Annotated in this window: 19 protein-coding genes and 2 pseudogenes; 16 read left to right on the top strand and 5 right to left on the bottom strand. The window is 59.4% G+C overall.

Going from position 1 to position 25283, the window contains the following annotated elements:
* Positions 1-20: 20 nt before the first annotated feature.
* Entirely contained in the window at positions 21-965 is a 945-nt protein-coding gene (locus tag AC2CGW_RS05600; protein WP_186670369.1) for a helix-turn-helix transcriptional regulator, read from the bottom strand.
* Positions 966-1144: 179 nt separating this feature from the next.
* Here AC2CGW_RS05600 and AC2CGW_RS05595 point away from each other — a divergent pair, with 179 nt between their 5' ends.
* The 3 genes from AC2CGW_RS05595 to AC2CGW_RS05585 are packed head-to-tail and all read left to right on the top strand — an operon-like array spanning position 1145 to position 2864.
* Positions 1145-1591 carry a hypothetical protein gene (locus tag AC2CGW_RS05595; protein ID WP_186711577.1) on the top strand — a complete coding sequence of 149 codons (447 nt, stop codon included), beginning with the start codon at positions 1145-1147 and terminating at the stop codon, positions 1589-1591.
* Positions 1592-1594: 3 nt separating this feature from the next.
* On the top strand, positions 1595-2245 hold the full coding sequence (locus AC2CGW_RS05590; protein ID WP_186670371.1) for a hypothetical protein: 651 nt from the start codon (positions 1595-1597) through the stop codon (positions 2243-2245).
* Positions 2238-2864 (top strand): hypothetical protein, encoded by a 627-nt coding sequence (locus AC2CGW_RS05585; protein WP_484573652.1) that lies wholly within the window; start codon positions 2238-2240, stop codon positions 2862-2864. Before AC2CGW_RS05590 ends, AC2CGW_RS05585 begins: the two co-directional genes overlap by 8 nt.
* 109 nt (positions 2865-2973) lie before the next feature.
* Here the strand turns inward: AC2CGW_RS05585 and AC2CGW_RS05580 are convergent, their stop codons facing one another.
* Positions 2974-3879 carry a LysR family transcriptional regulator gene (locus AC2CGW_RS05580; RefSeq protein ID WP_484573651.1) on the bottom strand — a complete coding sequence of 302 codons (906 nt, stop codon included), beginning with the start codon at positions 3877-3879 and terminating at the stop codon, positions 2974-2976.
* 125 nt (positions 3880-4004) lie between these two features.
* On the opposite strand from AC2CGW_RS05580, the gene AC2CGW_RS05575 reads away from it, so the two are divergent.
* From AC2CGW_RS05575 to dctM, 8 genes are all read left to right on the top strand, one after another.
* Positions 4005-4844 carry an HTD2 family dehydratase gene (locus AC2CGW_RS05575; RefSeq protein WP_426351545.1) on the top strand — a complete coding sequence of 280 codons (840 nt, stop codon included), beginning with the start codon at positions 4005-4007 and terminating at the stop codon, positions 4842-4844.
* A 30-nt stretch (positions 4845-4874) separates the two neighbouring features.
* Positions 4875-6038, top strand: a complete 1164-nt coding sequence (locus tag AC2CGW_RS05570) for an acyl-CoA dehydrogenase family protein (protein WP_054895253.1) — start codon at positions 4875-4877, stop codon at positions 6036-6038.
* A 10-nt stretch (positions 6039-6048) separates the two neighbouring features.
* Positions 6049-7398: an MmgE/PrpD family protein gene (locus AC2CGW_RS05565; protein ID WP_426351546.1), complete on the top strand. Its 1350-nt coding sequence runs from the start codon at positions 6049-6051 to the stop codon at positions 7396-7398.
* Positions 7399-7418: 20 nt separating this feature from the next.
* Positions 7419-8618, top strand: a complete 1200-nt coding sequence (locus AC2CGW_RS05560) for a CaiB/BaiF CoA transferase family protein (RefSeq protein ID WP_484573650.1) — start codon at positions 7419-7421, stop codon at positions 8616-8618.
* A gap of 19 nt (positions 8619-8637) precedes the next feature.
* Entirely contained in the window at positions 8638-9465 is an 828-nt protein-coding gene (locus AC2CGW_RS05555; protein WP_484573649.1) for an HpcH/HpaI aldolase/citrate lyase family protein, read from the top strand.
* A 390-nt stretch (positions 9466-9855) separates the two neighbouring features.
* Positions 9856-10854, top strand: coding sequence for a TRAP transporter substrate-binding protein (locus AC2CGW_RS05550; RefSeq protein WP_426351759.1), 999 nt, complete (start codon positions 9856-9858; stop codon positions 10852-10854).
* Positions 10855-10921: 67 nt separating this feature from the next.
* Positions 10922-11554 carry a TRAP transporter small permease gene (locus tag AC2CGW_RS05545; protein ID WP_426351758.1) on the top strand — a complete coding sequence of 211 codons (633 nt, stop codon included), beginning with the start codon at positions 10922-10924 and terminating at the stop codon, positions 11552-11554.
* Positions 11554-12837 (top strand): C4-dicarboxylate TRAP transporter large permease protein DctM, encoded by a 1284-nt coding sequence (gene dctM / locus AC2CGW_RS05540; protein WP_186670429.1) that lies wholly within the window; start codon positions 11554-11556, stop codon positions 12835-12837. The genes AC2CGW_RS05545 and dctM overlap by 1 nt, the downstream gene beginning before the upstream one ends.
* A gap of 65 nt (positions 12838-12902) precedes the next feature.
* Here the strand turns inward: dctM and AC2CGW_RS05535 are convergent, their stop codons facing one another.
* Positions 12903-13388, bottom strand: coding sequence for a hypothetical protein (locus AC2CGW_RS05535; protein WP_426351757.1), 486 nt, complete (start codon positions 13386-13388; stop codon positions 12903-12905).
* A 501-nt stretch (positions 13389-13889) separates the two neighbouring features.
* Between AC2CGW_RS05535 and AC2CGW_RS05530 the strand changes: the two genes are divergently transcribed.
* The 5 genes and pseudogenes from AC2CGW_RS05530 (at position 13890) to AC2CGW_RS05510 (ending at position 21273) form a co-directional block, all read left to right on the top strand.
* Positions 13890-15443, top strand: a complete 1554-nt coding sequence (locus AC2CGW_RS05530) for a GMC family oxidoreductase (RefSeq protein WP_426351756.1) — start codon at positions 13890-13892, stop codon at positions 15441-15443.
* Between the two features lie 203 nt (positions 15444-15646).
* A pseudogene (locus AC2CGW_RS05525) lies at positions 15647-15925 on the top strand (integrase core domain-containing protein); the annotation flags it as partial.
* A 295-nt stretch (positions 15926-16220) separates the two neighbouring features.
* Positions 16221-18425 (top strand): type I secretion system permease/ATPase, encoded by a 2205-nt coding sequence (locus AC2CGW_RS05520; protein WP_186722072.1) that lies wholly within the window; start codon positions 16221-16223, stop codon positions 18423-18425.
* 45 nt (positions 18426-18470) lie between these two features.
* Positions 18471-19745: an HlyD family type I secretion periplasmic adaptor subunit gene (locus AC2CGW_RS05515; protein ID WP_484573648.1), complete on the top strand. Its 1275-nt coding sequence runs from the start codon at positions 18471-18473 to the stop codon at positions 19743-19745.
* A gap of 1 nt (position 19746) precedes the next feature.
* Positions 19747-21273: a TolC family protein gene (locus AC2CGW_RS05510; RefSeq protein ID WP_186722074.1), complete on the top strand. Its 1527-nt coding sequence runs from the start codon at positions 19747-19749 to the stop codon at positions 21271-21273.
* Positions 21274-21462: 189 nt separating this feature from the next.
* Here AC2CGW_RS05510 and AC2CGW_RS05505 read toward each other — a convergent pair.
* Together AC2CGW_RS05505 and AC2CGW_RS05500 are read right to left on the bottom strand one after the other, a co-directional pair.
* Positions 21463-21834 (bottom strand): annotated as a pseudogene (locus AC2CGW_RS05505) (DUF4113 domain-containing protein); the annotation flags it as partial.
* 106 nt (positions 21835-21940) lie between these two features.
* The coding region (locus AC2CGW_RS05500) for an Ig-like domain-containing protein (protein WP_484573647.1) at positions 21941-25283 on the bottom strand (3343 nt) is incomplete at its 5' end.

Here is a 25283-nt window from a genome sequence, read left to right as displayed (position 1 = left end):
GCTTTCACAGCGCAGGGCAATCACTCCATACCTGGCGGATGCCCGTGGTAGGCCTTGTAGGCGTTGCTGAAATTGGCCGGGTTGGCGTAGCCCAGGCGATAGGCGATCTGCGCGACCTGCCATTTGCGTTGCAGCAGCAGCGTGCGGGCCAGCTCCATGCGCTGCTGGCGCAGGTACTGCAGCATCGACTGGCCGAACACCTTGGCGAACGCGCGGCGCAGGGTGGTTTCGCCCACCCCGAGTTGCCGGGCCAGGGCCAGGCTGCCGGGCGGATCGACCAGGTCCAGGTCGAGCAGGCGCCGTGCTTCGTGGGCCAGGTCCCGTTGACCCCGTACCGTCGGCGTAGGTGCCTGTGGGCTGCCACCGAGGTGCACGGCCAGTTCCACCAGCAACCCCAGGCTCAGGCTCTCCTGGTGCAGGCGCTTGAGCGTGCCGTGGTAGGGCGAGTGATAGAGCTGCAGCAGCAGGCGACCCAGCGCCGGGCAGCGCTCGAAATCGGTAAAGCGCATGCCGTCGGCGAGCAGCCCGAGCAGGGGTTGCAGGTGTGGGTCTTGCTCGGCCAGTTCGCGCAGGTAGTCGGCACCGACGCGCAGCCCGGCCATACGCGCGTGGCTGTCGGCGGGTAGCTGGTCGAAGGCTTCCATGTGCTCGCTCAGGCCCAGCGCGTGAGTCTTGCCGCTGAGGTAGTGGTTGAGTCGGCCGTCGACCCGGTGCTGCCATTGGCCGCTGAGCATGTGCACCAGGCACAGGCTGTCGGGCAAAACCTTGTGGATGCGCAGCGGCTCGGGAAACTGCAGGTCGCAGTCGAAGTACTGCAGGTGTGCGCGCACGGTGTGGGCGCGATAGTGACCGATCGCACTGCCCATGACCTGGCTGGCGGCGCTGTCGAGGACGCCCGCCTGGGCCAGCGAGCCTGGGCGGTCGAAGCTGAACTGCATGTCCAGGTAAGGGGTCCAGCGTTCCATCGGCCAAGCCTGTCCATAGGGTGTCGTGGCGGGTGGCGGAATGTTAACGCGAACACGCTTCGGGCGTCAGCCATTGTGCGCAACGGCCTGTTTGTTGTGCGCAGCGGCCAGGCCGGTTGGCAGGCTGGCCCACGCCCCTTTCAATACAAGGCCCCCCAGGATTTCGAGGAGCAAGCAGGATGTCGATTCATCGCAGATGGGCGGCCGGCATGGTCGCAGCATTGGCGCTCGTGGGCGCCATGGCTCAGGCCCAAGAGCGACCATCGGTGGCCGACAAGGTCGTGGCCTATGCCGGCGAGCAGGGCGTGAAGGTCTGGACCCTGCGCATCGGCGATCGCAGCGCCAACGAGGCGCTGGTGCAGGTCGAGGGTGTCGATCACGACTGGAACATGCGCATCCAGAAGATGAACGTCGAGAAGACCGACAAGCTGACCCGCTACTACACCACGGTCGACGGGCAAAAGTTCGCTGCACTGGTGATCCAGGGCTCGAACAGCTGGAGCGCCAGCGAACTGTATCTGCCCGGCGAAGCCCAGGCGCTGAAGATCGGCTACTCGCAGGCCCTGTCCGAACAAGGCAACGCCCAGGCGTTCCTGACCGATTACCTCAATGCCGGTACCGAGTAAGCCATGACCACGCCACAACATCCCGATCCATCCATTTCTCCCGACGAATACGGTCAGTCCCGCGCCGCCCAGCGCGACCGCGTGATCGCCGAACTGCGCCTGATGATCGAGCGAGTTCCGGAACAGACCGAATTCACCAACTCCCGACGCTACAAGCTGTGGGGGCCGATCATGTTGCTGGTATCGCTGGGCATGCTGGCGATGGCCGTCAACATGGGGCGAACCGGGCTGACGGTATGCGCCGGCTTCCTGGTCGTGTTCTCCCTGCTCGTCACCTGGCAGCACCGGGACGCGGGCAAGCAGGTGTTCATGCGCCTGACTCGCCGCCAGCTGTTTGTCGATACGCTCGATGCGCCGATCGAAATGGCCGAGGTGCAAGACATTCTGGTCAAGGACGAAGGCTTGCTGACCTTGCAGAAACTCACGCTCGACTCTAACGCCCATCTGCCCAGGCATCACGTCGCCAGGCTGCAGGTATTCGGCAACCAGGCCATGTCGCTGAAAAAGCCCGAGCCGCATGTACGCATCCACTCTGCCGGGCTGATGACCGGTGGGCGCAAGCTGGGCTGCGACGAAATCGCCGCACTGCTGGGTGCCTACCGCGACGCCGCTTGTGCACAGCAGCAACTGGATGCCCTGCAGGCTGATGGCTGACACCGACCGGGAAACCTTGCTGGCCTGGCTCGGGGCTCACGCGGAGGAGTCCTGCAAGCCTTTGGCGCTGCACGAATCCTCGCGTGGCAAGGCGCTGGCCTGTGCGTTGCTGGCGTTTTCGCTGGTGTTGATCGGCGGCTGGCTGGCCAGTTTGCCTGCGCAGTGGCAGATGCAATCCGGGCAATGGTTGCTGTGGGGGCCTGGCGTGCTGCTGCTGGTTGCCGGCGTGGCTGGGCTGGCGCTCGCCGAGGGGCTGCGCCGAAGACATGGCAAGTGTGTGCTGAGTGTGACTGACGACTGTGTGCTGTTCGCCAACTCGCACGCGCCGACGCCCTTGTACTGTTTCGATGGGTTCGAAATCGACCAGCGTCACCTGAGCATGACGCTGGTGTTTTCGCTGGCAGCCATCAGCCGTGCGCCGCAGCTTGCGCCTGCCTGCTTCAAGTCACTGGTGGCGCCGGATGCGTGGCCAGTGGCCGGTGGCTTGCGGGTGAAGTTGTGGGTGTGCACGCCGGTGGTGGACGGGCGGCGCGTCGATCTGCAGGCGCTGACCGACCGGCTGTATGTCTGCATGGAAGCAGCCCAGGCGCGGCGCACGCTGGGGCAGTTGGGTGTGTGATCCTGATGGGCCTTGGTGGAAGCGGCGGTTCGCCGCTGCGACTTGCCCGCGAACACGGGCGTAGCCCGTGCCAGGCAGCGCGGTGTCTTTTTCGCGGGCAAGCCCGCTCCTACACAGGCTGTGTAGGCGCCTCAGCCGGCATCAAGGTCGCGATCAACGCCCGTACCGTCCCCGGCAACGCATCCAGCTCGCGTACCAGGATGCTGCGTTCACGCACCGCCCAGGGCTCGTCCAGGGCGATGGTGACCAGGTTCATGGTGTGGCTGTGGCGCACCGCCGCAGACTCGGGAATGATCCCGATCCCCACACCCGCCTCGACCATCCGGCAGATCGCCTCGAAGCTGGACATCTGGATCCGCAGCGCCAGGCTCTGGCCAATACGCTCGACGTGGTCGTGCAGGAACGTCAGCAAAGTGCTGCCGTCATGCAGGCCGATGTGCTGGTAGGCCAGGGTCTGCTCGAGCGTCACCTGGCGGCGGCCCGCCAGCTCGTGACCGGCCGGCACGATCAGCACCAGCCGGTCGGTACTGAAGCGCATCACCTGTAGACCCGCCGCCTCCACGGGCCCGGCGATGATGCCCATGTCGCTGCTGCCATCGAGCACCCCGCGCACGATATCGCGCGACAACCGCTCCTGCAGATCGACCGTCACCCCCGGCCGCTGGGCGAGAAACCCGGCCAGCACTTCGGGCAGGAACTCGGTCACCGCAGTGGTGTTGGCGAAGATGCGGATGTGCCCGGCCGAGTCGGTGCCGAACTGGGTGAACTCGGCCTTGAGGTACTCCACCTGACGCATGATCAGGCGCGCATGGGTCAGCAGTTTCTGACCCGCGGGCGTCAGCTCCACGCCACGGCTGTCGCGGTACAGCAGGCGGGTATCGAGCTGCGCCTCGAGGGCCTTGATCCGCGCGCTGGCCGCGGCGGGGGAGAGGAACGCACGGCGCGCGCCTTGGGTGAGGCTCGGCGATTCGCCGATGTGGATGAAGAGCCGCAAGTCAGCCAGGTCGAAGTGCATGGGGTGTCCTGTCGTAGCAGAGGCGTTCGGCATTTATGAACGCTGGTTTACGCAAATGCAAATTCACAGAATGCCGGGCGCCTCGCATGATCGGCCCATAACAACAAATGCAGAGGCCCATGCTCATGACTGCTTCGACTTTGCCCACCGACTTCAGCGCCTGGATCGGCCGCACCGAAGAGGCCTGGGATGTGCTCAGCCGCAACCTGGTCAAGCGCATCGCCGCGACCTTCGGCGAGGCCGCGCCAGGCCATGGTGACGCGCTGCCGCACCTGTGGACCTGGTGCTTCTTCCAGGAGCCGCTGCCGGAGTCGCAACTGGGCACGGACGGTCACCCTGCCCGTGGCGGCTTCCTGCCACCGGCCGACAACCGCAACCGCATGTGGGCGGGCGGGCGGGTCGAGTTCATCGTGCCGTTGAAGGTTGGCGGTGAAGCCCACCGCCTGTCGACCATCCTGCACATCGAGGAAAAGCACGGGCGCACCGGCGCACTGCTGTTCGTCACCGTGCGCCACGATTACTCCCAGGACGGCCGCCTGTGCATCCGCGAGGAACAGGACATCGTCTACCGCGAGCCCAACCCGCCCAAGCGCGGCAGCGGCACGCCGAGCGAGGCGGGCGAGTGGAATGAAACCATCACCCCGACGCCGACGCTGCTGTTCCGCTACTCGGCCATCACCTTCAACGGCCACCGCATTCACTACGACCACCCCTACGTCACCGAGACCGAGGGCTACCCCGGCCTGGTGGTGCATGGCCCGATGATCGCCACCCTCAACCTGCGCGCCTTCGTGCGGGCCCACCCCGACAAGCCCGTGCGCCACTTCGCCTACCGCGGTGTGCGGCCGCTGACCCTGCCTGCAGCGTTCCAGGTCAGTGGCTGCATCGAAGCACCCGGCAAGGCACGCCTGTGGGCCGGCAATGCCGACGGCACAGCCCAGAGCGCCGAAGTGATCTTCGACTGACTTCCTTAAGCCTTCGCAGAGAATCCACACATGCACAGCTACGACAGCGATGACCTCAATGCCATCCGCGAGGGCGTGCGCGCCCTGTGCGCCGAATTCCCCGCCGAATACTGGCGCAGGATCGATGAAGAAAAAGGTTTCCCGGAAGCCTTCGTCAAGGCCATGACCGATGCCGGCTGGCTGTCGGCGATGATCCCCGAAGAGTACGGCGGATCGGGCCTGGGCCTGGCCGAGGCTTCGGTGATTCTCGAGGAGGTCAACCGCTGTGGCGGCAACTCCGGCACCATCCACGGGCAGATGTACAACATGTTCACCCTGCTGCGAAACGGCAGCGACGAGCAGAAGCGCTTCTACCTGCCCAAGCTTGCCAGTGGCGAGCTGCGTCTGCAGTCGATGGGCGTGACCGAGCCGACCACCGGCACCGACACCACCAAGATCAAGACCACCGCCGTGCGCCAGGGCGACAAGTACGTGATCAACGGGCAGAAAGTATGGATCTCGCGCGTGCAGCATTCGGACCTGATGATCCTGCTGGCACGCACCACGCCGCTGCCGGAGGTGAAGAAGAAATCCGAAGGCATGTCGATCTTCCTGGTCGACCTGCGTGAAGCGATCGGCAACGGCCTGACCGTGCAGCCGATCGCCAACATGGTCAACCACGAGACCAACGAGCTGTTCTTCGACAACCTGGAAATCCCGGCCAGCAGCCTGATTGGCGAGGAGGGCAAAGGGTTCCGCTACATCCTCGACGGCCTGAACGCCGAGCGCACGCTGATTGCCGCCGAATGCATCGGCGATGGCCGCTGGTTCGTCGAGAAGGCCAGCCAGTACGCCCGCGACCGCGTGGTGTTCGGCCGCCCGATTGGACAGAACCAGGGCGTGCAGTTCCCCATCGCCGAAGCCCATATCGAGATCGAGGCCGCCGACCTGATGCGCTGGCGTGCCTGCGCCGAATACGACAGCGGCGCCAACGCCGGGGCGGCGGCGAACATGGCCAAGTACCTGGCGGCCAAGGCCTCGTGGGAGGCGGCCAATGCCTGCCTGCAGACCCATGGCGGCTTTGGTTTCGCCAACGAATACGACGTCGAGCGCAAGTTCCGCGAGACCCGCCTGTACCAGGTGGCGCCGATCTCCACCAACCTGATCCTGTCGTACGTGGCCGAGCACCTGCTCGAGCTGCCGCGCAGCTTCTGAGGAGCCGACCATGCGTGATACCCAAGCCCTGGCCAGCTTCCTGGCCGACCTGCGCTACGAGGCCATCCCCGGCGCCGTGCTGGATCGCACCGAAGACCTGTTTCTCGACTGGCTCGGCTCGGCCCTGGCCAGCCAGGGATCGCACCCGATCCCGCTGTTCGAGCGTTACGCCGAGCGCATGGGCCCATCGTCGGGGCGCGCGCGCGTGCTGACCAATGGTCGGCGCACCTCGGCCTATTTCGCCGCCCTGGTCAACGGCGCCGCCTCGCACCTGGTCGAGCAGGACGACCTGCACAACAGCTCCGTGCTGCACCCGGCCACCGTGGTGTTCTCCGCCGTGCTGGCGGCCGCGCAAGACCTGGGCAAGTCCGGACAGGACCTGCTGCTGGCCTCGGTGGCCGGCTACGAGGCCGGCATCCGCATCGGCGAATTCCTCGGCCGTTCGCACTATCGGATCTTCCACACCACCGCCACGGTCGGCACCCTGGCTGCCGCCGTGGGCGTGGGCAAGCTGCTGGACTTCAACCAGGAGCAGTTCATCAATCTGCTCGGCAGCGCCGGCACCCAGGCTGCGGGGCTGTGGGAGTTTCTGCGCGACGCTGCCGACTCCAAGCAGTTGCACACCGCCAAGGCCGCCGCCGATGGCCTGCTCGCCGCTTACCTCACCGCCGATGGCCTGAGTGGGGCGCGCAACATCCTCGAAGGCGACCAGGGCATGGCCGCAGGCATGTCCAGCGATGCCGACCCCGCGCGGCTCTCCGACCGGCTCGGCACACGCTGGGCGCTGGCGGAAACCTCGTTCAAGTTCCACGCCTCGTGTCGTCACACCCACCCGGCGGCTGATGCACTGCTGCACCTGATGCAGCGCGAGGAGCTGGGCCACGAGCAGATCGCCGAAGTGATCACCCGCGTGCACCAGGGCGCCATCGATGTGTTGGGGCGGGTGACCACACCGACCACCGTGCATCAGGCCAAGTTCTCCATGGGCACGGTACTGGGCCTGATCGCCGTGCATGGCAGTGCGCAGTTGCTGGAGTTCCGCGACCTGGCACTGACCGATCCGCGCATCGCCGCGTTCCGCGACAAGGTGCGCATGCAGTTGGACCCTGAGGTGGACGGCGCCTATCCGGCGCGCTGGCTGGGGCGGGTCGAGGTGCGCTGCGTCGATGGCCGGCAGTTCAGCGCCGCCATCGACGAACCCAAGGGCGATCCGGGCAACACCCTGTCGCGCCCAGAGCTGGAGGCCAAGTTCCAGCGCCTGCTGGCCTATGCCGGGCAGCGCAGCGAGGCCGAGGGCCGAGCGCTGATCGAGCGCGTCTGGCAACTGCGCGACGCGCAGTCGCTGGCGGACCTGCATTGAACACCGAACAGGAATTTGCCATGACCCAATCCGCTCCCCGCCCGCTGGACGGCATCACCGTCGTCAGCCTGGAACATGCCATCGCCGCGCCGTTCTGCACCCGCCAACTGGCGGACCTGGGCGCGCGCGTGATCAAGATCGAGCGCCCCGGCAGCGGCGATTTCGCCCGCGGCTACGACCAGCGTGTCGATGGCCTGGCCTCGCACTTTGTCTGGACCAACCGCTCCAAGCAGAGCCTGACCCTGGACCTCAAGCAGGACGAGGCGGACGACATCCTGCTGGCGCTGCTGGCCAAGGCCGACGTGCTGGTGCAGAACCTCGCACCAGGTGCGGCGGCGCGCATGGGGTTGTCGTTCGAGGCCCTGCACTCGCGCTTTCCGCGGCTGATCGTCTGCGATATCTCCGGCTACGGCGAAGGTGGCCCGTACGAGAAGAAAAAGGCCTACGACCTGCTGATCCAGAGCGAGGGCGGTTTTCTCTCGGTGACCGGCGGGCCGGGCGAGGAACAGATGGCCAAGGCCGGATGCTCGGTCGCCGATATCGCTGCCGGTATGTATGCCTATACCGGCGTGCTGTCGGCGCTGCTGCTGCGTGACAAGACCGGCGTCGGCAGCCGCATCGACGTGTCGATGCTGGAGAGCCTGCTGGAATGGATGGGCTACCCGATGTACTACGCCTACAACGGTGCGCCGCCACCACCGCGGGCGGGCGCGTCGCACTCGACCATCTACCCGTACGGGCCATTCCCCACTGGCGGTGGCGGCACGATCATGCTGGGGCTGCAGAACGAGCGGGAATGGCAGCTGTTTTGCGAGAAGGTGCTGCTCGACCCGGCGCTGGCCAGCGATGCGCGGTTCTCCGCGAACTTCCGTCGCTCGGAGAACCGCGAGGTGCTGCGCCAGATCATCATCGACCGCTTCGCCGCGCTGTCGCTGGACGAGGTGGTGGCGCGTCTTGAGGACGCGCAGATCGCCAACGCCCGGGTCAACGACATGCAGGGCGTCTGGCAGCACCCGCAGCTCAAGGCCCGCGACTGCTGGCGCGAGGTCGACAGCCCGGCTGGCAAGCTGCCGTCGCTGCTGCCGCCGGGGCGCAACGCCGCCTTTACCCCGCGCATGGACCCGGTGCCGGGGCTGGGCCAGCACAGCGCAGCGATTCTCGAGGAGCTGGGTTTCTCGGTCGAAGACCAGGCCCGGCTGGCGGCTGCTGGTGTCGTTTGATGACAAGGAGTGATTGCTGATGCCGCAAACCATCGTCCGTTCCGCGCTGTTCGTGCCGGGCAGCCGCCCCGAGCGTTTCGCCAAGGCCCTTGCTGCCGGTGCCGATGCTGTCATCGTCGATTTCGAGGATGCCGTCGAGGAGCCGCTCAAGCGCCAGGCGCGCGACAACCTCGCCGCCTTTCTGGCAGCCCATCCGCAGGCGCGGGTGTGGGTCAGGGTCAACGCCCCGGAGCATGCCGGGCATGCCGATGACCTGGCGTTCTGCGCGCAGCAGCCCGGCGTCAGCGCCGTGTTGCTACCCAAGGTCGAGAATGCCGCCCAGGTGGCGGTGGCCTGGCGCACCGGCAAGCCGGTGCTGCCGATCATCGAGACGGCCAAGGGCTTGCTGGCGCTGGAGCGTATTGCCGGTGCCGACGGGGTCGAGCGTTTGTCGTTCGGTAGCCTGGACCTGGCGCTGGACCTGAACCTCAACACTGACAGCGCCTCGGCCCAGCGCTTTCTCGACCAGGCGCGCATGGCGGTGCAACTGCATTCGCGCGGCGCCGACCTGGCGCCCCCGCTGGACGGGGTGTTCCCGGCCATCGGCGACCCGCAAGGGCAGCAGCGGGCCATGCGCCATGCCTACGACATGGGCTATGGCGGGGCGCTGTGCATCCATCCCAGCCAGGTGCCGTTGATTCATGGCGTGCTGGCGCCGAGCAGCGAAGAGCTGGCCTGGGCACGGCGGGTGGTGGACGCCAGTGTAGCGGCCAAGGGTGCCGGAGCATTCCAGCTCGATGGGCAGATGGTCGATGCGCCGGTGCTGTTGCGGGCGCAGCGGCTGTTGGCATTGGCCGAAAGCACCTAGGCCTTTCGCGGGGCAAGCCGGTGCCCGACACCGCGGTGTCCTTTTCGCGGGCAAGCCCGCTCCCACAGGAGCTGGGCTGGTTTAAGACTTTGAACAAGACAGTGGCAGGTACAGCGCTGACTCTGGGCTAAACGCTGTACCTGTAGGAGCGGGCTTGCCCGCGAACACCGGCAAAGCCGGTGCCATATCCACTGATGTATCTGTGGGAGCGGGCTCGTCCCGCGATCACCGGCATAGCCGGTGCCATCCCCCAGCCACCCAGGAGCGTTCACCCCAGCCAAACGCAGGCTTACACAAAAGCAGATTCTCGAAACACGCCCGATTGGGCCATCGTACCCTTGGCAACGCTTCCCTGCTGACCCCTTCCAACAACAATAAAAGGTGACACCGATGTTGAAGCTGACCCAGGCGCTGTTGTGCGCCGCCGCCGTGTCCATGGCCGGGCTCGCCCAGGCTGCCGATCCTGTGATCATCAAGTTCGCCCACGTGGTGGCCGACAGCACGCCCAAGGGCCAGGGCGCGCTGATGTTCCAGAAACTGGTCGAGGCCGACCCGCAGCTCAAGGGCAAGGTCAAGGTCGAGGTCTACCCCAACTCCTCGCTGTTCGGCGACGGCAAGGAGATGGAAGCCCTTCTGCTGGGTGACGTGCAGATGCTCGCGCCTTCGCTGGCCAAGTTCGAGCACTACAACAAGCAGGTGCAACTGTTCGACCTGCCGTTCCTGTTCAACGACCTCGCTGCCGTCGACCGCTTCCAGCAAGGCCCGCAGGGCAAGGCGCTGCTGACCTCGATGGAAGACAAGGGCATACGTGGCCTGGCCTACTGGCACAACGGCCTCAAGCAACTGTCGGCGAACAAGAAGGTGATCCTGCCCAAGGATGCCCGCGGCCTGAAGTTCCGCGTGCAGGCCTCCAGTGTGCTCGAAGAGCAGTTCAAGGCCATTCGCGCCAACCCGCGCAAGATGAGCTTCGCCGAGGTCTACCAAGGCCTGCAGACCGGCACCGTCAACGGCACCGAGAACACCTGGTCGAACTACGAAAGCCAGAAGGTCAACGAAGTCCAGCCGTTCTTCACCGAGACCAACCACGGCCTGATCGACTACATGGTGATCACCAACGCCAAGTTCTGGAACAGCCTGCCTGAAGATGTGCGCAGCGAGCTGCAGACGATCATGGACAAGGTCACCGTCGAGGTGAACAAGCAGGCCGAGGAGCTCAACCAGGCCTCGCGCCAGAAGATCATCGACGCCAAGACCAGCGAGATCGACCCGCTGACGCCCGAGCAGCGCGCCCAGTGGCGTGAAGCCATGCGCCCGGTGTGGGACAAGTTCTCCGACCAGATCGGCGCCGACCTGATCAAGGCTGCCGACGACGCCAACAAGCCGTCCTGATCGCTTCCATCGCCCATGGCCACCTGCAGCGCAGGTGGCCCGGCTTCCTTCTGTCCGGAGAATGCCCATGCACAGGATCAGACGCGTCTGGGAGCACTTCGAGGAGGGCATGATCGCCTTCCTCCTGGCGGCCATGACCTTGATCACCTTCATCTACGTGGCGCTGAACAACCTCTACACCCTGTTCTACACCCTCAGCGACCACTGGAGCTTCGCCAGCGAGCTGCTGCTCGACATCGGCGACCACTTGATGGGCTACGCCCAGGAAATGACCTGGAGCATCGCCCTGACCAAGGCGCTGTTCGGCTGGCTGATCTTCTTCGGCATCGCCTACGGCGTGCGTACCGCCGGCCACCTCGGCGTCGACGTGCTGGTGCGGCGCACACGCAAGCCGGTGCAACGCATCCTGGCGATGATCGCCTGCGCCTGCTGCCTGGCCTATGCCGGGTTGTTCCTGGTCGCCAGCATCAAGTGGGTGAATGCTGTGTTCGTCGCCGGCATCGGCGCCGAAGACCTCGACCGCTACGGCATCAAGATCGGTCACATCGCGCTGATCGTGCCGTTCGGCTTCGCCCTGATCATCGTGCGCTACCTGGAAATCCTCTACCGCATCTTCACCCACCGCCAGACCGGTCTAGGCCTGGCGGATGAAGCCGCAGAGGCGAGCAAACTGGCCAACCCGGGCGAGGAGTCACACTGATGACCGTTATCTGCCTGTTCCTGCTGCTGTTCGTGTTCATGTTCCTCGGCGTGCCGATCGCCATTTCCCTTGGCCTGTCGGGCGCGGTGTCGATCCTGCTGTTCAGCCAGGACTCGCTCAGCTCGCTGGCGATCAAGCTGTTCGAGACCTCCGACAGCTACACCTTCCTGGCGATCCCGTTCTTCCTGCTCTCGGGCGCGTTCATGACCACCGGCGGCGTTGCCCAGCGCCTGATCGATTTCGCCAACGCCTGCGTCGGCCACATTCGCGGCGGCCTGGCCATTGCCGCAGTGCTGGCGTGCATGCTGTTCGCCGCGCTGTCCGGCTCCTCGCCCGCGACCGTCGCCGCCGTCGGCTCCATCGCCGTGGCCGGCATGGTGCGCTCGGGCTATCCGAAGGAGTTCGGCGCCGGGATCATCTGCAACGCCGGCACCCTTGGCATCCTCATTCCGCCGTCTATCGTCATGGTGGTGTACTCGGCCGCCACCGAAACCTCGGTGGGCAAGCTGTTCATGGCCGGTGTGATACCCGGGATCCTGCTCGGCCTCGCCTTGATGGTGACCATCTACATCGTCGCCCGCGTCAAGAAACTCCCCGCCCAGCCGCGTGCCAGCTTCGCCGAATGGCTGCGCACCGCCCGCCGCGCGTTCTGGGGGCTGTTGCTGCTGGTGATCATCCTCGGTGGTATCTACAGCGGCATGTTCACCCCGACCGAAGCGGCCGCGGTGGCGGCGGTGTACTCGGCGTTCATCGCGCTGTTCGTCTACAAGGACATGCGCCTGCGCGACTGCCCCAAGGTGCTGCTCGAGTCCGGGCGCCTGACCATCATGCTGCTGTTCATCATCGCCAACGCCATGCTCTTCGCCCACGTGCTGACCACCGAGCAGATTCCCCAGCAGATCACCCAGTGGGTGCTCTCCGAAGGCCTGACGCCGATCGGCTTCCTGATCATGGTCAACGTGGTGCTGCTGGTGGCGGGGAGCTTCATGGAGCCTTCGGCGATCATCCTGATCCTGGCGCCGATCTTCTTCCCGATCGCGATGAAGCTGGGCATCGACCCGATCCACCTGGGGATCGTGATGGTGGTGAACATGGAGATCGGCCTGGTGCATCCGCCGGTGGGGCTGAACCTGTTCGTGACCAGTGCGGTGACTGGATTGACGCTGGGGCAGACGATTCGTGCGGCGCTGCCGTGGTTGTCGATTCTGTTGCTGTTCCTGGTGCTGGTGACCTATGTGCCGTTTATTTCGCTGGCGTTGCCGGAGTGGTTGGGGATGCCGTAGGGGCGGTTGGCATTTCGGACCAGAAGGCGCTGACGATGATCGTCAGCGCCTTCTGGTCGCAGCACTCAGGAGCCTTTGATCTTGGCGAATCCATGGGTGACGGAGGTCAAACGCATACTCACGTCGGATGCTTCCACGGAGCCTTCGTAGACCGCTCGATGGATACCGGCGCCGGAATACTTCACAAAGGTGTCGCCATCAGCACGGGCAGCGTGCAGCTCCTTGCCGTCTTTGTCATAGATACGCACGCAGCTGTAGCTCCGGGAAGGAGAGTAGCAATCCAGCTCTAGTTCGTTTGTGGGGTTGGCGAAGGTCAGTTCAATGGAAGCATGAGCCCCGAAACGTACGGCTGTTCCGCGGACAGAGATGATGTTCCCGTTGATGCCTGCGTGCACGCTGAATTCGACGCTGTCGTCGTTGGAACTCAGCTTGAGCGTGTATCCCTGCCTTTGCACTTCACCTTTGAGTCCACTATCGGGTTTCAGATCCTTAAAATAATCAGTTAAGTTGGATATTTGGGAGTCCTTATGAGGCTCATTCATCTTGGTCATCGTCTGCTCCTGAAGGGCGAACCCCTGAGTTTCGGTTGGGATAACGACGAACGCATGAGGGCTGGCTGTATTCCAGGCTAAACAAGAAGGAGACCTACCCGCCCATACAGGCTCGGGGTTCATGTTGGGTGAGGAATAACAGGGTCGGCAACTGGCAGACTTGTCAGTTGCCGGTTGCCTGTAGGGCTTCTATGTTCAGCGATTTTGTCTGCATTTGGCTTGAGTCGGCTGCGAGTACTCACAAAGCCAGCACCCTGTGCCGGCAGGGCAGGAGCATTCAGTCATACAGCCACGGCTTGAGCTCGGCCAGGTTGCTGATGACCACCTGTTGTACCAATTCACTCCGTGGCTGTCATCCTGCTGCTGTTGCTGGTGCTGATGACCTACGTGCCTTTCTTTTTGCCGGCGCGCCCTGCGCCGGGTCGGATAATCGACCGATATCGGTGCGGAATGCTGCGCAGCAGAATCTTGGGTTCCTACTGACACTCAGGCACTGAACGCATGCAGCAACTGACTGATCACACTTACGATTTCATCGTCTGTGGCGCCGGCACCTCGGGGTGCGTGGTCGCCGCCCGCCTTGCCGACCAGCCCGGCGCCCGGGTCCTGCTGATCGAAGCCGGCAGTGCCTACACCGGCCCGCAGGTCACCGACCCCGCGCAATGGCCGGCGAACCTCGGTTCCGAGCGCGACTGGGGTTTCGAGGCGCAACCCAACCCCGCCTTGAACGGCCGCCGCATGGCGTTGAACATGGGCAAGGGCCTCGGTGGCGGCTCCAGCATCAACGTGATGGTGTGGGCGCGCGGGCACCGCACCGACTGGGACCACTTCGCCGAGGAAAGCGGCGATCCTGGCTGGGGCTACGAATCGGTGCTCGGCTACTACCGCCGCATCGAAAACTGGCAAGGCCACCCCGATCCCCTGCGCCGCGGCTCGACCGGACCCGTGCACGTCGCCCAACCTCGCGCGCCCCAGGCCCTCGCCTTGGCCACCCTGGAGGCCGCCAGCCAACTGGGCATCCCCCATTTCGACAGCCCCAACGGCGAGATGATGGAAGGCCCCGGCGGCGTCGCCATCGCTGACCTGCGCATCAAGGAAGGCAAGCGTGACTCGGTGTACGACGCTTATATCGTGCCGCGGCTGCACAACCCGAACCTGCACATCCTCACGCAGGCGCTGGTGGCTCGCGTGTTGTTCGATGGCCGTAAGGCGAGAGGTGTCGAGGTCGTGGTCGAAGGCCAACTGCAGCGTTTCTACGTGACGGGTGAAGTGATCCTGTCGATGGGCGCGGTGAACACCCCCAAGGTGTTGATGCAGTCCGGCATCGGCCCGGAAGCCGAGTTACGCGCGCACGGCATCCCATTGCTCAACGTATTGCCAGGCGTGGGGCAGAACCACCAGGACCACGTCGCCTTCGGCTGCACTTGGGCGTACTCGCAGCCGCAGCCAGTCGGCGGCGGAGGCTGCGAGGCGACCCTGTACTGGAAGAGCGACTCCCGCCTGGACGCGCCGGACTTGCTGCACTGCCAACTGGAATTCGCCGTACCTTCCCCCCCCGAGGTCGGCATTGCCCCGCCGGCGCAGGGGTGGACGATGTTCGCCGGCTTGGCCAGGCCCGTCAGCCGCGGGCAGTTGCGGCTGTCGGGCGCTGGTGTGCTGGACAGGATGCTGATCGAGCCGAACACCTTGAGTGCGCCTGAGGACATGGCCGCCGCGTTGGCTTCGGTCGAGTTGTGCAGGGAGTTGGGGAACCATCGGGCGTTTGCCGGGTTGGTGAGCGGGGAGGTGGTGCCTGGGCCGCAGGATAGGCAGGGGATGGAGCGGTTCTTGCGCAACTCGGCGGTGAGTTTTTGGCATCAGTGCGGGACGGCGAAGATGGGCCAGGATGAGATGGCAGTGGTGGATCGCGCGTTGAGGGTTTATGGGGTGAGCGGGTTGCGAGTGGTGGATGCTTCGGTGATGCCGCGGATCACGGTGGGGAATACGATGGCGGCTTGTGTGGTGATTGGGGAGCGCGGGGCGGACCTTTTGGTGGGCAGTCGAGCGGTGTTGTAAGGGGGCTGCTGATACGCAGCTTTCGAGGGGACGGGGGGCGTGCGCTGTTGGCATTCTGTGTCGGCACGCGCGGACATTCAGTCTTCCAGCCACGTCTTGAACGCGGCCAGGTTGCTGATGGCCAACTGCCGTGGCAATTCAACCCGTGGCTGCCGGGACTGGATCTGTGAAGTTCACCGATCGTTGCGTAGCGACGGTGAATGAGCCGTCAGTTCCGCCAGAGACTGTGGCGCTACCGCATTCGTCAGAGCATGAGCCGCCGAGGGAACTGTCGGGATAATGCACCGATGGAGCGTGTACTTCGCAGTTTGAAATCAGAGTGGATACCGAGCACGGGCTACCTGACCGGGCAACAAGTTCAACGAGACATTGGCCAATACCTGATGAGCCACTACAACTGGATCCGACCTCATCAGTTCAACGATGGACTGGCTCCGGCGAAAGCTGAAGAAAAACTCAAAACCGTGTCCGGGATGAGTTGACCACTACAAAATGTCTACGGCGTCGCGGGCTGACCAGTACCTCTGCCGTGCTCTGTAGGAAATTTCCTACAGAAAAACTTCCTATCGCTCTCAATAATCACCTCATCTACCGTAATCGGCTTATCCAGGCGATGCGTCTAACGATCCAAGCACTTGAAAAGTTAATGCGGGGGCAATAGTTGAATCCTCTGCGCGTGCAGCGATAGTTATTTTAAATTTGTGAAACCATCAATCAAAATATGAACTCATGCAGCGCTGGCTGTAAGAAAATTATTTGAAATGAGGTGCGGGGAAAGTGGAGAGCGGTGACGATTTTAGCGTGATAGATGAGCTGATTGAAGAGCGGTCGGATTCGCTTCTTTCAGCGGTGAAATTTGTTTGTAAGTTTTATAATAAAGAAGTCAGTGAGGCTGTTTTATACGCGGGTCTACCGCGTGGTAAAGCGTTGTCGCCGATCGCGGCAGTGCGGATGCTTGAACAGGTAGGTATGAAGGCCGGCTGGGTTCAGCGTTCACTTGATCAGATTTCTGATTATTTGTTGCCCGTTGTGCAAGCCTGTGGAGATGGACGTTACTGTGTCATTCTCCGGAAACATACAGATAAAGGTAAATGGGTGTACGATGTTGTTTTTCCAGAGCATGGAGGACGGGTCGTTATCGATGAGGCAGAGCTGCTGAAGCAGTGTACGGGGTACTTTTTATTGGTCGGCGCCGTTCCGAAATTGGAGGCGTGCAGTCAAGACGATCTACTGTATACCAAACCCAGCCAATCCCATTGGTTGCTGTCCGTCATCTGGCGTTTTCGATTTTACTTTTACAGTGCCGCGCTTGCGGCGTTGCTGGCGAATATCCTGACGTTGGCCATCACTTTTTTCACCATGAACGTCTACGACCGCGTTGTGCCTACGCAGGCGTATGTATCGTTGTGGTCAATGGCAATCGGTGTGTTGATCGCGATAAGCCTTGAATTTGCTTCGCGGCAGATTCGTGCATATTTACTGGATGTGGCGGGAAAAAAAGCGGATTTGATTTTAGGGGCCAAGTTATTTCGCCAGGTCATGGCGGTGCGATTAGAAAGCAAACCGGGGTCTTCTGGGGCATTTGCCAACCAATTCCGTGAATACGAGTCCGTGCGGGACTTCATCACCTCGGCCACACTGGCGACATTGTCAGACTTGCCTTTCTGTCTTATGTTCCTCGGCATTATTTATTGTATTGGCGGGGCGCTGAGTATTATTCCGCTGTTGGCAGTGCCTTTGATTGTGCTGGTGAGTATTGCCTGCCAATGGCCGTTGTCACGTTATATGCAGGAAAACTTGCGAGAGATTTCTTTACGACAAGGATTGTTGATTGAGACGCTGGAAGGCATGGAGGCATTAAAGGCTTCGCGTGGCGAAAGTGTTATGCAGAAACGTTGGGATGATTTTAGCGCACTCGCTACTGCATCTGCGATGAAAAGTCGGTTCTTATCAAGTCTAACCACTAACTTCGTGATGTACGTGCAACAGATGGTCACGGTACTGATCGTCTTAACCGGTGTCTATATGATTCATGACGGCCAGCTTACAATGGGCGCGATGATTGCTGTGGTCATCCTCTCGGGTCGGTCACTGCAACCATTAGGCGCCGTGGTGGGGTTGGCGCTGCGTTATCAGCAGGCTAAAGCGGGTATGAAATCGCTGAGTATGCTGATGAGCCTGCCGGTGGATCGGGACCCGCAGGCAACCTTTCTCCCTGCGCCTAACCTTGAAGGTCATCTTAGTCTGAAAAAAATCAGTTATGTTTATCCGATGCCTGGAGTCGTGGCGCCTCCGAAAGCGCTGGACAACATCAATTTAACCATCGCACCGGGTGAACGGGTAGTAATACTTGGCAATATTGGCAGCGGAAAATCTACGCTACTCAAACTGATGGCGGGACTTTATAGGCAGAGTGAAGGCCGCTTGGCGTTGGATGATATTGATGCATCGCAAATAGACCCTGCCGATTGGCGGTCGCTCGTGGGGTACGTAGGGCAGGACTGCCAATTGTTCTTCGGCTCTTTGCGCGAAAACGTGATGATTGGTAATCCGGGTGCAACTACCCAGCAATTTCTGCGCGTCGCCAAAATCACCGGATTGGACAAAATCGCTTCACGCCATCCTTCGGGTTATGACATGCCGATTGGTGAGATGGGGCGTAACTTGTCTGGTGGGCAAAAGCAATTGATCGCGCTGGCCCGTTGCTTGATGCTGGAGCCCAAGGTGCTCTTGCTGGATGAGCCTACCAGTGCGATGGATGGTTTAAACGAGGCTCAGTTCATTGAGCAGTTGGGAAACTTGAGTGCCTCGCACACCTTAGTAATCGTGACTCACCGTATGTCGATGCTCAGTATCGTCCAGCGTCTTGTCGTGATTGAGAATGGATGCATTGTCGCTGATGGTCCTAAAGAGCAAGTGCTTGTGGCGCTGAATGGTCAGCATCGATCGCCCGAAGATACTCACCTCGGCACATCTCAATGATAGGGCGTTCTGCTTACCCGCTCTGCATTGCCAGGATAATTTTCCATGTCATTTAAAAAGTTAATGCGCTTGCTTGGTAAAGGTCGGCCCGTGCATCTAAAAAAAGTTCAGCATGCTTTACGCGTTGAAGATGAAGCATTCATGCGAGACTTAAAAGGTGCGTTGATTGAGCAGCGCACCCCGGCCAGCGCGTTAGTATTATGGCTGATAGCGGCGGCGATGGTGTTCGGTATTCTTTGGGCTAATTTTTCGCGTGTGGAAGAGGTCACCCGTGGAGAGGGAAGAGTCATACCAGCCAGCCGTGAGCAGGTGATCCAGAGTTTGGAAGGCGGGATCATGAAAGATCTCTTTGTCAAGGAAGGTGATGTTGTAGAGCCGGGGCAGAAGTTGTTGCAGATCGATCCGACGCGGGTGGGTGCCAATTATGGTGAAGCGTTATCACGGGTCCAGGGGTTAAAAGGAGCTATTGCTCGTTTGCGTGCAGAAGCTTATGACACGCCGCTCGTGTTTCCTGAAGATATTAAGCAGAACGCGTCTATCGTGCGCGATGAAACCCAAGCTTTTAACTCTCGCCAGAGAACGTTATTGGAAAGTGTTAAAGCTCTGCGTCGAAGCTTGGAGTTGGCAGACGGTGAAATCAAACTGTCCGCGCCCATGGCGCAGCAGGGCCTCGTGTCCGAAGTGGAAATTATGCGCTTACGTCGTCAGGCTAACGAGTTCAATTTGCAAATTGCCGAGCGTCTCAACCGATTTCGCTCGGAAGCCAACAACGAGTTGACACGTTCGGAAAGCGAGTTGGCACAAGCTTTGGAGGTACTCAAGGGGCGTGAAGATATTGTGAATCGCACGACGATCACGGCTCCGGTACGAGGAACGATCAACAATATCCAGGTCACTACACGTGGTGGGGTAATTCAACAAGGGGCGGAAATCATGACGCTGATTCCGCTGGAAGACCGGTTACTGGTCGAAGCCAAGATCAAGCCTGCAGACGTGGCGTTTATTCGTCCTGGCCTGACAGCGACGGTTAAGATCTCGGCCTACGACTACGCGGTTTATGGTGGACTCGTTGGCAAGGTTGAACACATAAGCCCCGATACTTTATTTGACGAAGACAAAGCCCGTTTCGGCAGGGATAACTCGACTTACTACAAAGTCTATGTTCGAACAGACCGTGCTGTCTTGGAGGCGGGTGGACACAAGCTCCCAATCATTCCCGGTATGATCGCCAGTGTTGATATTAAAACTGGAGAAAAAACGATCCTGTCCTATCTGCTGAAACCCATATTCAAAGCACAAGAAGCCTTTCGGGAGCGATGACATGAACAGCTCACCCTTGACGTTTAGGAAAATGACTTTCATATCAATAGGGTTGGCCTGCGCTTATGTAAATTTCAGCGGTGTAGTACTCGCTCAAGAAAATAAACAGCTGCGACTGGACGATCGTCAAATCGCGGCGTTAATTCACCGGTTTCCTTCCTCTGCAACGGTGCCCGCCTCACCGACCACTGGTCATATACTCGCGACGACTCCAGCCGTGAAAAGGCAAGACCTCGCCATCAATCCCACGATTTCTACGCTTCAGGGGCCCACGTTGCGTTCAGTGGCGGTAGGTAGTGAGCTGCCCGTGAATAGAGAATTGCGTTCGTTGATGAGAGATTTTGTGGCCAAGGCATTACGTCACAGCCCAGAGGTGCGGGTGTCTATTGCAAATGAAAACGTTGCCGCTTACGAAATTGATGAGGTCAAAGGGCGACGCTGGCCTCAAGTGCGTTTGGGGATGAATTCAGCATTAACTAAGAATGACAGCGGTAGCTCGAATAGTAACCGTACGGCGGGTACCTTGAGCGTCATCACGAATGTGTGGGATTGGGGGAAAAACGCCAGAGATACAGGCGCGGCTACGGCGTCACTTGAAGTTAAAAAGCAGAACAGCCAAGCGGAGCGGGAGCGGGTGGCGTTCAATACGACGTCCGAGTTGATCAATCTATTGCGCGCCATACGAAGTTCCGAAGTGGCTGAGGATTATGTACGGCAGATGAGCGACCGAGTCGATATGTTGTCTAAAATTACTCAAAACGACAAAGGTCGGGCGAGTGAGTTGGTCCAGGCTCGTGCCAGGTTGTTATCGGCGCAAGCTAGTCGTGAACAGATAATTGGCCAGCAGCACATTTCTCAGATTCGACTTCATCGGATTTTGGGTGAGGAGGTGCCAGAGGTATCCGGCGCTTTACTGGTTCTCAGTCGCCCTATGATTGACCAAACAGCCGCATTATCGTCGCTTGATGTTCACCCTTTGTTGCTGCAACTCAAAGCCCGGGCGGACGTCGAAGGCGAGCGCCAAAAGGCGCTCAAGGCTCAGGGACTTCCCGGGCTCAATCTCGTCGTACGTAAAGAGCAAAGGGATTCAATGGGAAGTCATGCGAGAGGCCCAAATGATTGGTATGCCGGTGTAGATGTGCAGTGGGATATCTTTAGTGGTGGTTCCAATACGGCAGCCCAGAAGGCTGCAGGAGAGCGTAAAACTTCAGCATTGGAAGAGTATCAAAAAACGGAGCAAGATTTGCGCCTGGAGATCATGCGTTCGACTCAAAACCGAGCGAACGCCTTGCAACAGGCAAGAAACTATCAGCAGCTAGCCATAGAAACCGATCGTGTGCGCAAGATGTATTATGAGCAGTGGTATCATTTAGGAAAACGCACATTGCTTGATGTGTTGGTGGCTGAAAATGAGCACTTTAACAGTCAGTTGCAAGCGATTGGAGCTATCAGTGATAGCCTAATCAATGACCTGAGTATTTTATCTAGCTCGGCACAATTGCTGAGCCATTTGTCTGTTGGGGAGTAGCGATCTGATCTACAGCGGTCAACCATTCGCGGGCACAGAATCGATTTTTCCTTCGCAACTGTCGGCGGCACAAAGCCATTGCGTTTAGGCGGTTTCATTCATGAATCCTCTGATCTTGAAGCATCCGACCTCAACACCTTCATCCCGGAGCATGGCAGTGGTGGGCTGTGTACAACGGACCTGCCAAAACTATTCAAGCCTGGTAGTGAAATTCTGACTGATCAGCTCTCGACCCATAGCCGAGTCAGGAGTCGCCAGCACACTGGCTGTGCGCAGGATGCCATGACCACAATGGCCATTAATCTGATCCAGCACCCTCATTACCCTCGACGTGTCTGGAGGTGGCGACACTGCAAACAGATCGTCGGTGGATTCACCTGGCTGGGACAGGTTTGGCAAGACGATCTCAGCTTTGCTGTGCTTGAAGCCCGGCCGGAATACCTGATCCAGCGCCTCGAAGGCGGCTTTTTTTACTCACTGCACATCATCGGTGGGGTAGGGCAGATCCGCCACTACACCATTTGCATACGTTGCTTCCTCGGGATTGAACATTTCCGTCTTGTAATATATGAATCAAATTTGCTCGGAAAAGCGTTCTTGTGTAACGGCTTGAGCAACACCCAAGCCGTTACACTTTTCGTGAGCTAAAGTGGGTTACAAGTCAGTATTACACCCAATTAACATTGATTGTTTGTTCTATCAATAACTGCCCTTGGTGATCACCCACACTATTGTAGACATTATAGGCATGGCCTTCAGAGTAAATGGTTTTTGTGCTTTCAGTTTTCCACTCACCTTTATCTTTCACCTCAACCACGTTGTCGCTACTACCTTTTATAACAACCTGGTTGCGCGAAACAGCCTCATCCAACCCAGAGCTGAAGTTGCTTTTATTAAACATATTCATGCCAGACGTCATATCCATAACATGCTTCAAGTCAATCGTCAGCTTCATTTTGTTACCCCCATTCAAGTCCAAGACTTCCATGTTGGCAAGACGCGAAAGCCCGACGCCAGTCTTGATGGTGCCTAGCCCTGTTGTAGTGATTTTGGTGAGATCGAAGTCGTTGACATCCTTCTCAAAGGCCAGCGTATCGATACCGTTGCCGCCATCAATTCGAGCCAAGCGCCCATGCAATCCCGCACTTTCCTGGAAACCTTTAAGCAGAAAAGACAGGTTATCTTTATTCAAGATAATCACGTCATCTCCGGAACCTGCATAGATGACGTCGGCACCTCCCTTGCCATAAATAGTGTCATTGCCTGCCGTTCCTTTAATGAAATTGCTATCCGCATTTCCCATTGCAAGTCCGGTGGTGTTATCAACACTGATGGACGGTTCTGCCCCGAGAGACGTGCCACCCAAGTACAGTTTTCCGCTAGATTGGTATGAGCCAACGTAAATATCCGGCAAACCATCGCCATTAATATCTAGACGACCGGCGATCGATGCGCCATCTGCCTGCTCTTTTGGCACAACGATACCCTGTTTGGGGGTGAATTTCGCCATATCAATTTTTTCGTTATCGGCTTTCCCGAAAATAATATAGGAATTCTGGTAGCTGCCGTAAGAACCACCCTGTTTAGCGGCTCCAGCTCCTGAATTACCATAGGTGGAATAAGCGAAATCCATAAGACCATCACCATTGATATCACCCAGGGCGCGGACGTCGCCATACTTTGTCGGCTGCGCCGCAAGCGCACTCGAAGCATCAATCATATAGCCGCGATTATTTTCCTTAAGCCACTTTTCCTCCAGCACGATCTTATTGCGGAACTTGCTGAATTCTGCCAGCGTGCCCCCATATACGACAAACAAGTTGGTGCCATCATTCACCAAAACGTCTGAAAAGCCGTCACCGTTAGTATCGCCTACCCCCGCAACCGACTGAACCTGGTTAACCTCACGGGCACCGGTTCCTGTTACCCATTCAAAGTCCGTCGTTTTACTGATGCTCCCCCGATCAGGGTTTCCGATAGTAATACCTCGAGCGGTCACAATACCTCGGCTACCACCACCTAAAAAGTCACCGGTAGCCGATACGTATTGCGCACCACTGTAAAAGGCATCGTAGCTGTTGACGTTTGTATCAGAGGCGCCAAATTTAAAATCCGTTACAGTGTTTTTAGGATCAACCTGCTTCCCCCCAAATACGACAGTGGAGGTTCCATTTTGCCCAAATGCCCCATATCCGCCCAAAACAGTATCCATCAGGCCATCGCCGTCCAGATCGCCCGCGCCGCTAACAAAATACCCGGTACCAATAACTTTCGGGTTTTCAAACATTTTCATGTATTTTTCTGATGTAACCCCAAGGTTTTGGGCTCCATTGTAAACACGTACATCTGCCCTGGATCGGCTATTCGTCCCGCTGTGCACCGATGCAATATCGTTAAGACCATCGCCGTTAGTATCACCCAAGCCAGCCGTATGAAAACCGGTATCAATATTTCCAAGTTGATACTTAGGATGCTGACTTTCGGAAACATTGGCGTTACCTCTTAACAGGGCATTATAATTTCCACTGTCGTAACCCAGGCCTGCAACAGAATCGAATCCACTGCCATCCACGTTGCCTGCAGAATCTACAGACCAGACTCCTTGGCTACCTGTAATTGCGATAGGCTTATTGGTTGGTCCGTTGAAGGTAACTTGCGAAACGCTTGAAGCCTCACTGAGGTTAGAGGCTGCATCCAGCGCGTTGACATAGTAACTGTGCTGGCGGTTACTTTGAAAAGGCAAAGCAGCTGTCCACTCACCATTGGCGTCAGCGACAACGCGCATTAGTTCGACATTCTTTCCATCCGCATTTTTGTGGAAGATAATAACCGTTGCATTAGCTTCCGCATGACCGCGAAGTGTCGGGGTATTATCAACAGTGGCTTTACCACTTTTGACATCCACGCCATCTTTGGTCACGATGCTGTCCAAGGTGGGGGCGGGCGGGGGAACCGTATCAATGGTTAAGTTTACCGTCACTTGCGCACCTTTCACATTACGGGCGCCATCGATGATCCTGACGTCATAGTTATAAACCCCATCCGAATGTGCCGGTAACTTAATACTCCAGTTCCCGTCGCTATCGACGGCCCCTAGCGCAACACGCTTGCCGTCGCCCTTGCTGATGATTTCTATACTGTTGCCACTACCGACCCCTGTTGCTCGTCCGTGTAAGGTGGGAGCTGGGTCATTAGTTGGCACATTCAGGGGGTGACGTTCAAATTTATTGTTTGCAATTATTTGACCGTCAGAACCGACCGTATCGGTATAACTCTCAACCTTCACTTCATACTTTGTAAAAGGGTTTTCGTAACTTTTTACAGTCGCAGCGCTTTCGCGCCCCTGTCCATCAATGGCAACCGCTTTAAACTCGGAAGTCCCCTGAGGCGCAGGGCCAGAAAGGGTAAAGTTCCCGTCAGCGTCCACGACAACCGTTTTGGTCACCTTGTTCGGGAGTTCTATGCGGACTTTCAGCCCAGGTGCTGATTTGCCCGTCAACGTGAATTCGCCAGTCGCTTGGTCCGTGGCGATATCATAAGTCGGCGCCGACGGTCTAGCCAAATTGTACGTCAAGTTTGCCGGCACGCTTTTGTTACCGGCAGCATCGATTGCAACGGCTGATATATTACCGTTTGGCTGAGGATCGTTGATGTCCAACTTGAAATTGCCGTCGGGACCGGCTTTCACGTTGTGGGTCTTGCCGTCCGGTGAGGTTATGTTGACCGTGCTGTTGGGCTCGGCTTTACCGGTGATGGCGATCCCCTCATTGGGCTTGCTGATCACGTTCAGCCCTGTCGGGGCATCCGGTGGCGTAGTATCAATTTTCGGGTCTGCAATGAACTCCAGAATTGCAGGCAAACTTTTGTTATTTGCTGCATCCGTTGCAGTGATGATGATCTTGCCGTTTGGCTGAGGATCGTTGATATCCAGCATGAAATTGCCGTCGGGGCCGGCTTTTACGTTGTGGGTCTTGCCGTCCGGTGTGGTGACGTTGACCGTGCTGTTGGGC

Source organism: Pseudomonas sp. SYWMCR5 (assembly GCF_057197165.1).
The sequence above is the reverse complement of the archived record's forward strand: the minus strand, read 5'-3'. Positions and strand labels throughout refer to the sequence as shown.

Bases quoted from the DNA above. Each gene is read 5' to 3' on its own strand.
- AC2CGW_RS05600 (WP_186670369.1), bottom strand. From the start codon at position 965: ATGGAACGCTGGACCCCTTACCTGGACATGCAGTTCAGCTTCGACCGC.
- AC2CGW_RS05595 (WP_186711577.1), top strand. From the start codon at position 1,145: ATGTCGATTCATCGCAGATGGGCGGCCGGCATGGTCGCAGCATTGGCG.
- AC2CGW_RS05590 (WP_186670371.1), top strand. From the start codon at position 1,595: ATGACCACGCCACAACATCCCGATCCATCCATTTCTCCCGACGAATAC.
- AC2CGW_RS05585 (WP_484573652.1), top strand. From the start codon at position 2,238: ATGGCTGACACCGACCGGGAAACCTTGCTGGCCTGGCTCGGGGCTCAC.
- AC2CGW_RS05580 (WP_484573651.1), bottom strand. From the start codon at position 3,879: ATGCACTTCGACCTGGCTGACTTGCGGCTCTTCATCCACATCGGCGAA.
- AC2CGW_RS05575 (WP_426351545.1), top strand. From the start codon at position 4,005: ATGACTGCTTCGACTTTGCCCACCGACTTCAGCGCCTGGATCGGCCGC.
- AC2CGW_RS05570 (WP_054895253.1), top strand. From the start codon at position 4,875: ATGCACAGCTACGACAGCGATGACCTCAATGCCATCCGCGAGGGCGTG.
- AC2CGW_RS05565 (WP_426351546.1), top strand. From the start codon at position 6,049: ATGCGTGATACCCAAGCCCTGGCCAGCTTCCTGGCCGACCTGCGCTAC.
- AC2CGW_RS05560 (WP_484573650.1), top strand. From the start codon at position 7,419: ATGACCCAATCCGCTCCCCGCCCGCTGGACGGCATCACCGTCGTCAGC.
- AC2CGW_RS05555 (WP_484573649.1), top strand. From the start codon at position 8,638: ATGCCGCAAACCATCGTCCGTTCCGCGCTGTTCGTGCCGGGCAGCCGC.
- AC2CGW_RS05550 (WP_426351759.1), top strand. From the start codon at position 9,856: ATGTTGAAGCTGACCCAGGCGCTGTTGTGCGCCGCCGCCGTGTCCATG.
- AC2CGW_RS05545 (WP_426351758.1), top strand. From the start codon at position 10,922: ATGCACAGGATCAGACGCGTCTGGGAGCACTTCGAGGAGGGCATGATC.
- dctM (WP_186670429.1), top strand. From the start codon at position 11,554: ATGACCGTTATCTGCCTGTTCCTGCTGCTGTTCGTGTTCATGTTCCTC.
- AC2CGW_RS05535 (WP_426351757.1), bottom strand. From the start codon at position 13,388: ATGACCAAGATGAATGAGCCTCATAAGGACTCCCAAATATCCAACTTA.
- AC2CGW_RS05530 (WP_426351756.1), top strand. From the start codon at position 13,890: ATGCAGCAACTGACTGATCACACTTACGATTTCATCGTCTGTGGCGCC.
- AC2CGW_RS05515 (WP_484573648.1), top strand. From the start codon at position 18,471: ATGTCATTTAAAAAGTTAATGCGCTTGCTTGGTAAAGGTCGGCCCGTG.
- AC2CGW_RS05510 (WP_186722074.1), top strand. From the start codon at position 19,747: ATGAACAGCTCACCCTTGACGTTTAGGAAAATGACTTTCATATCAATA.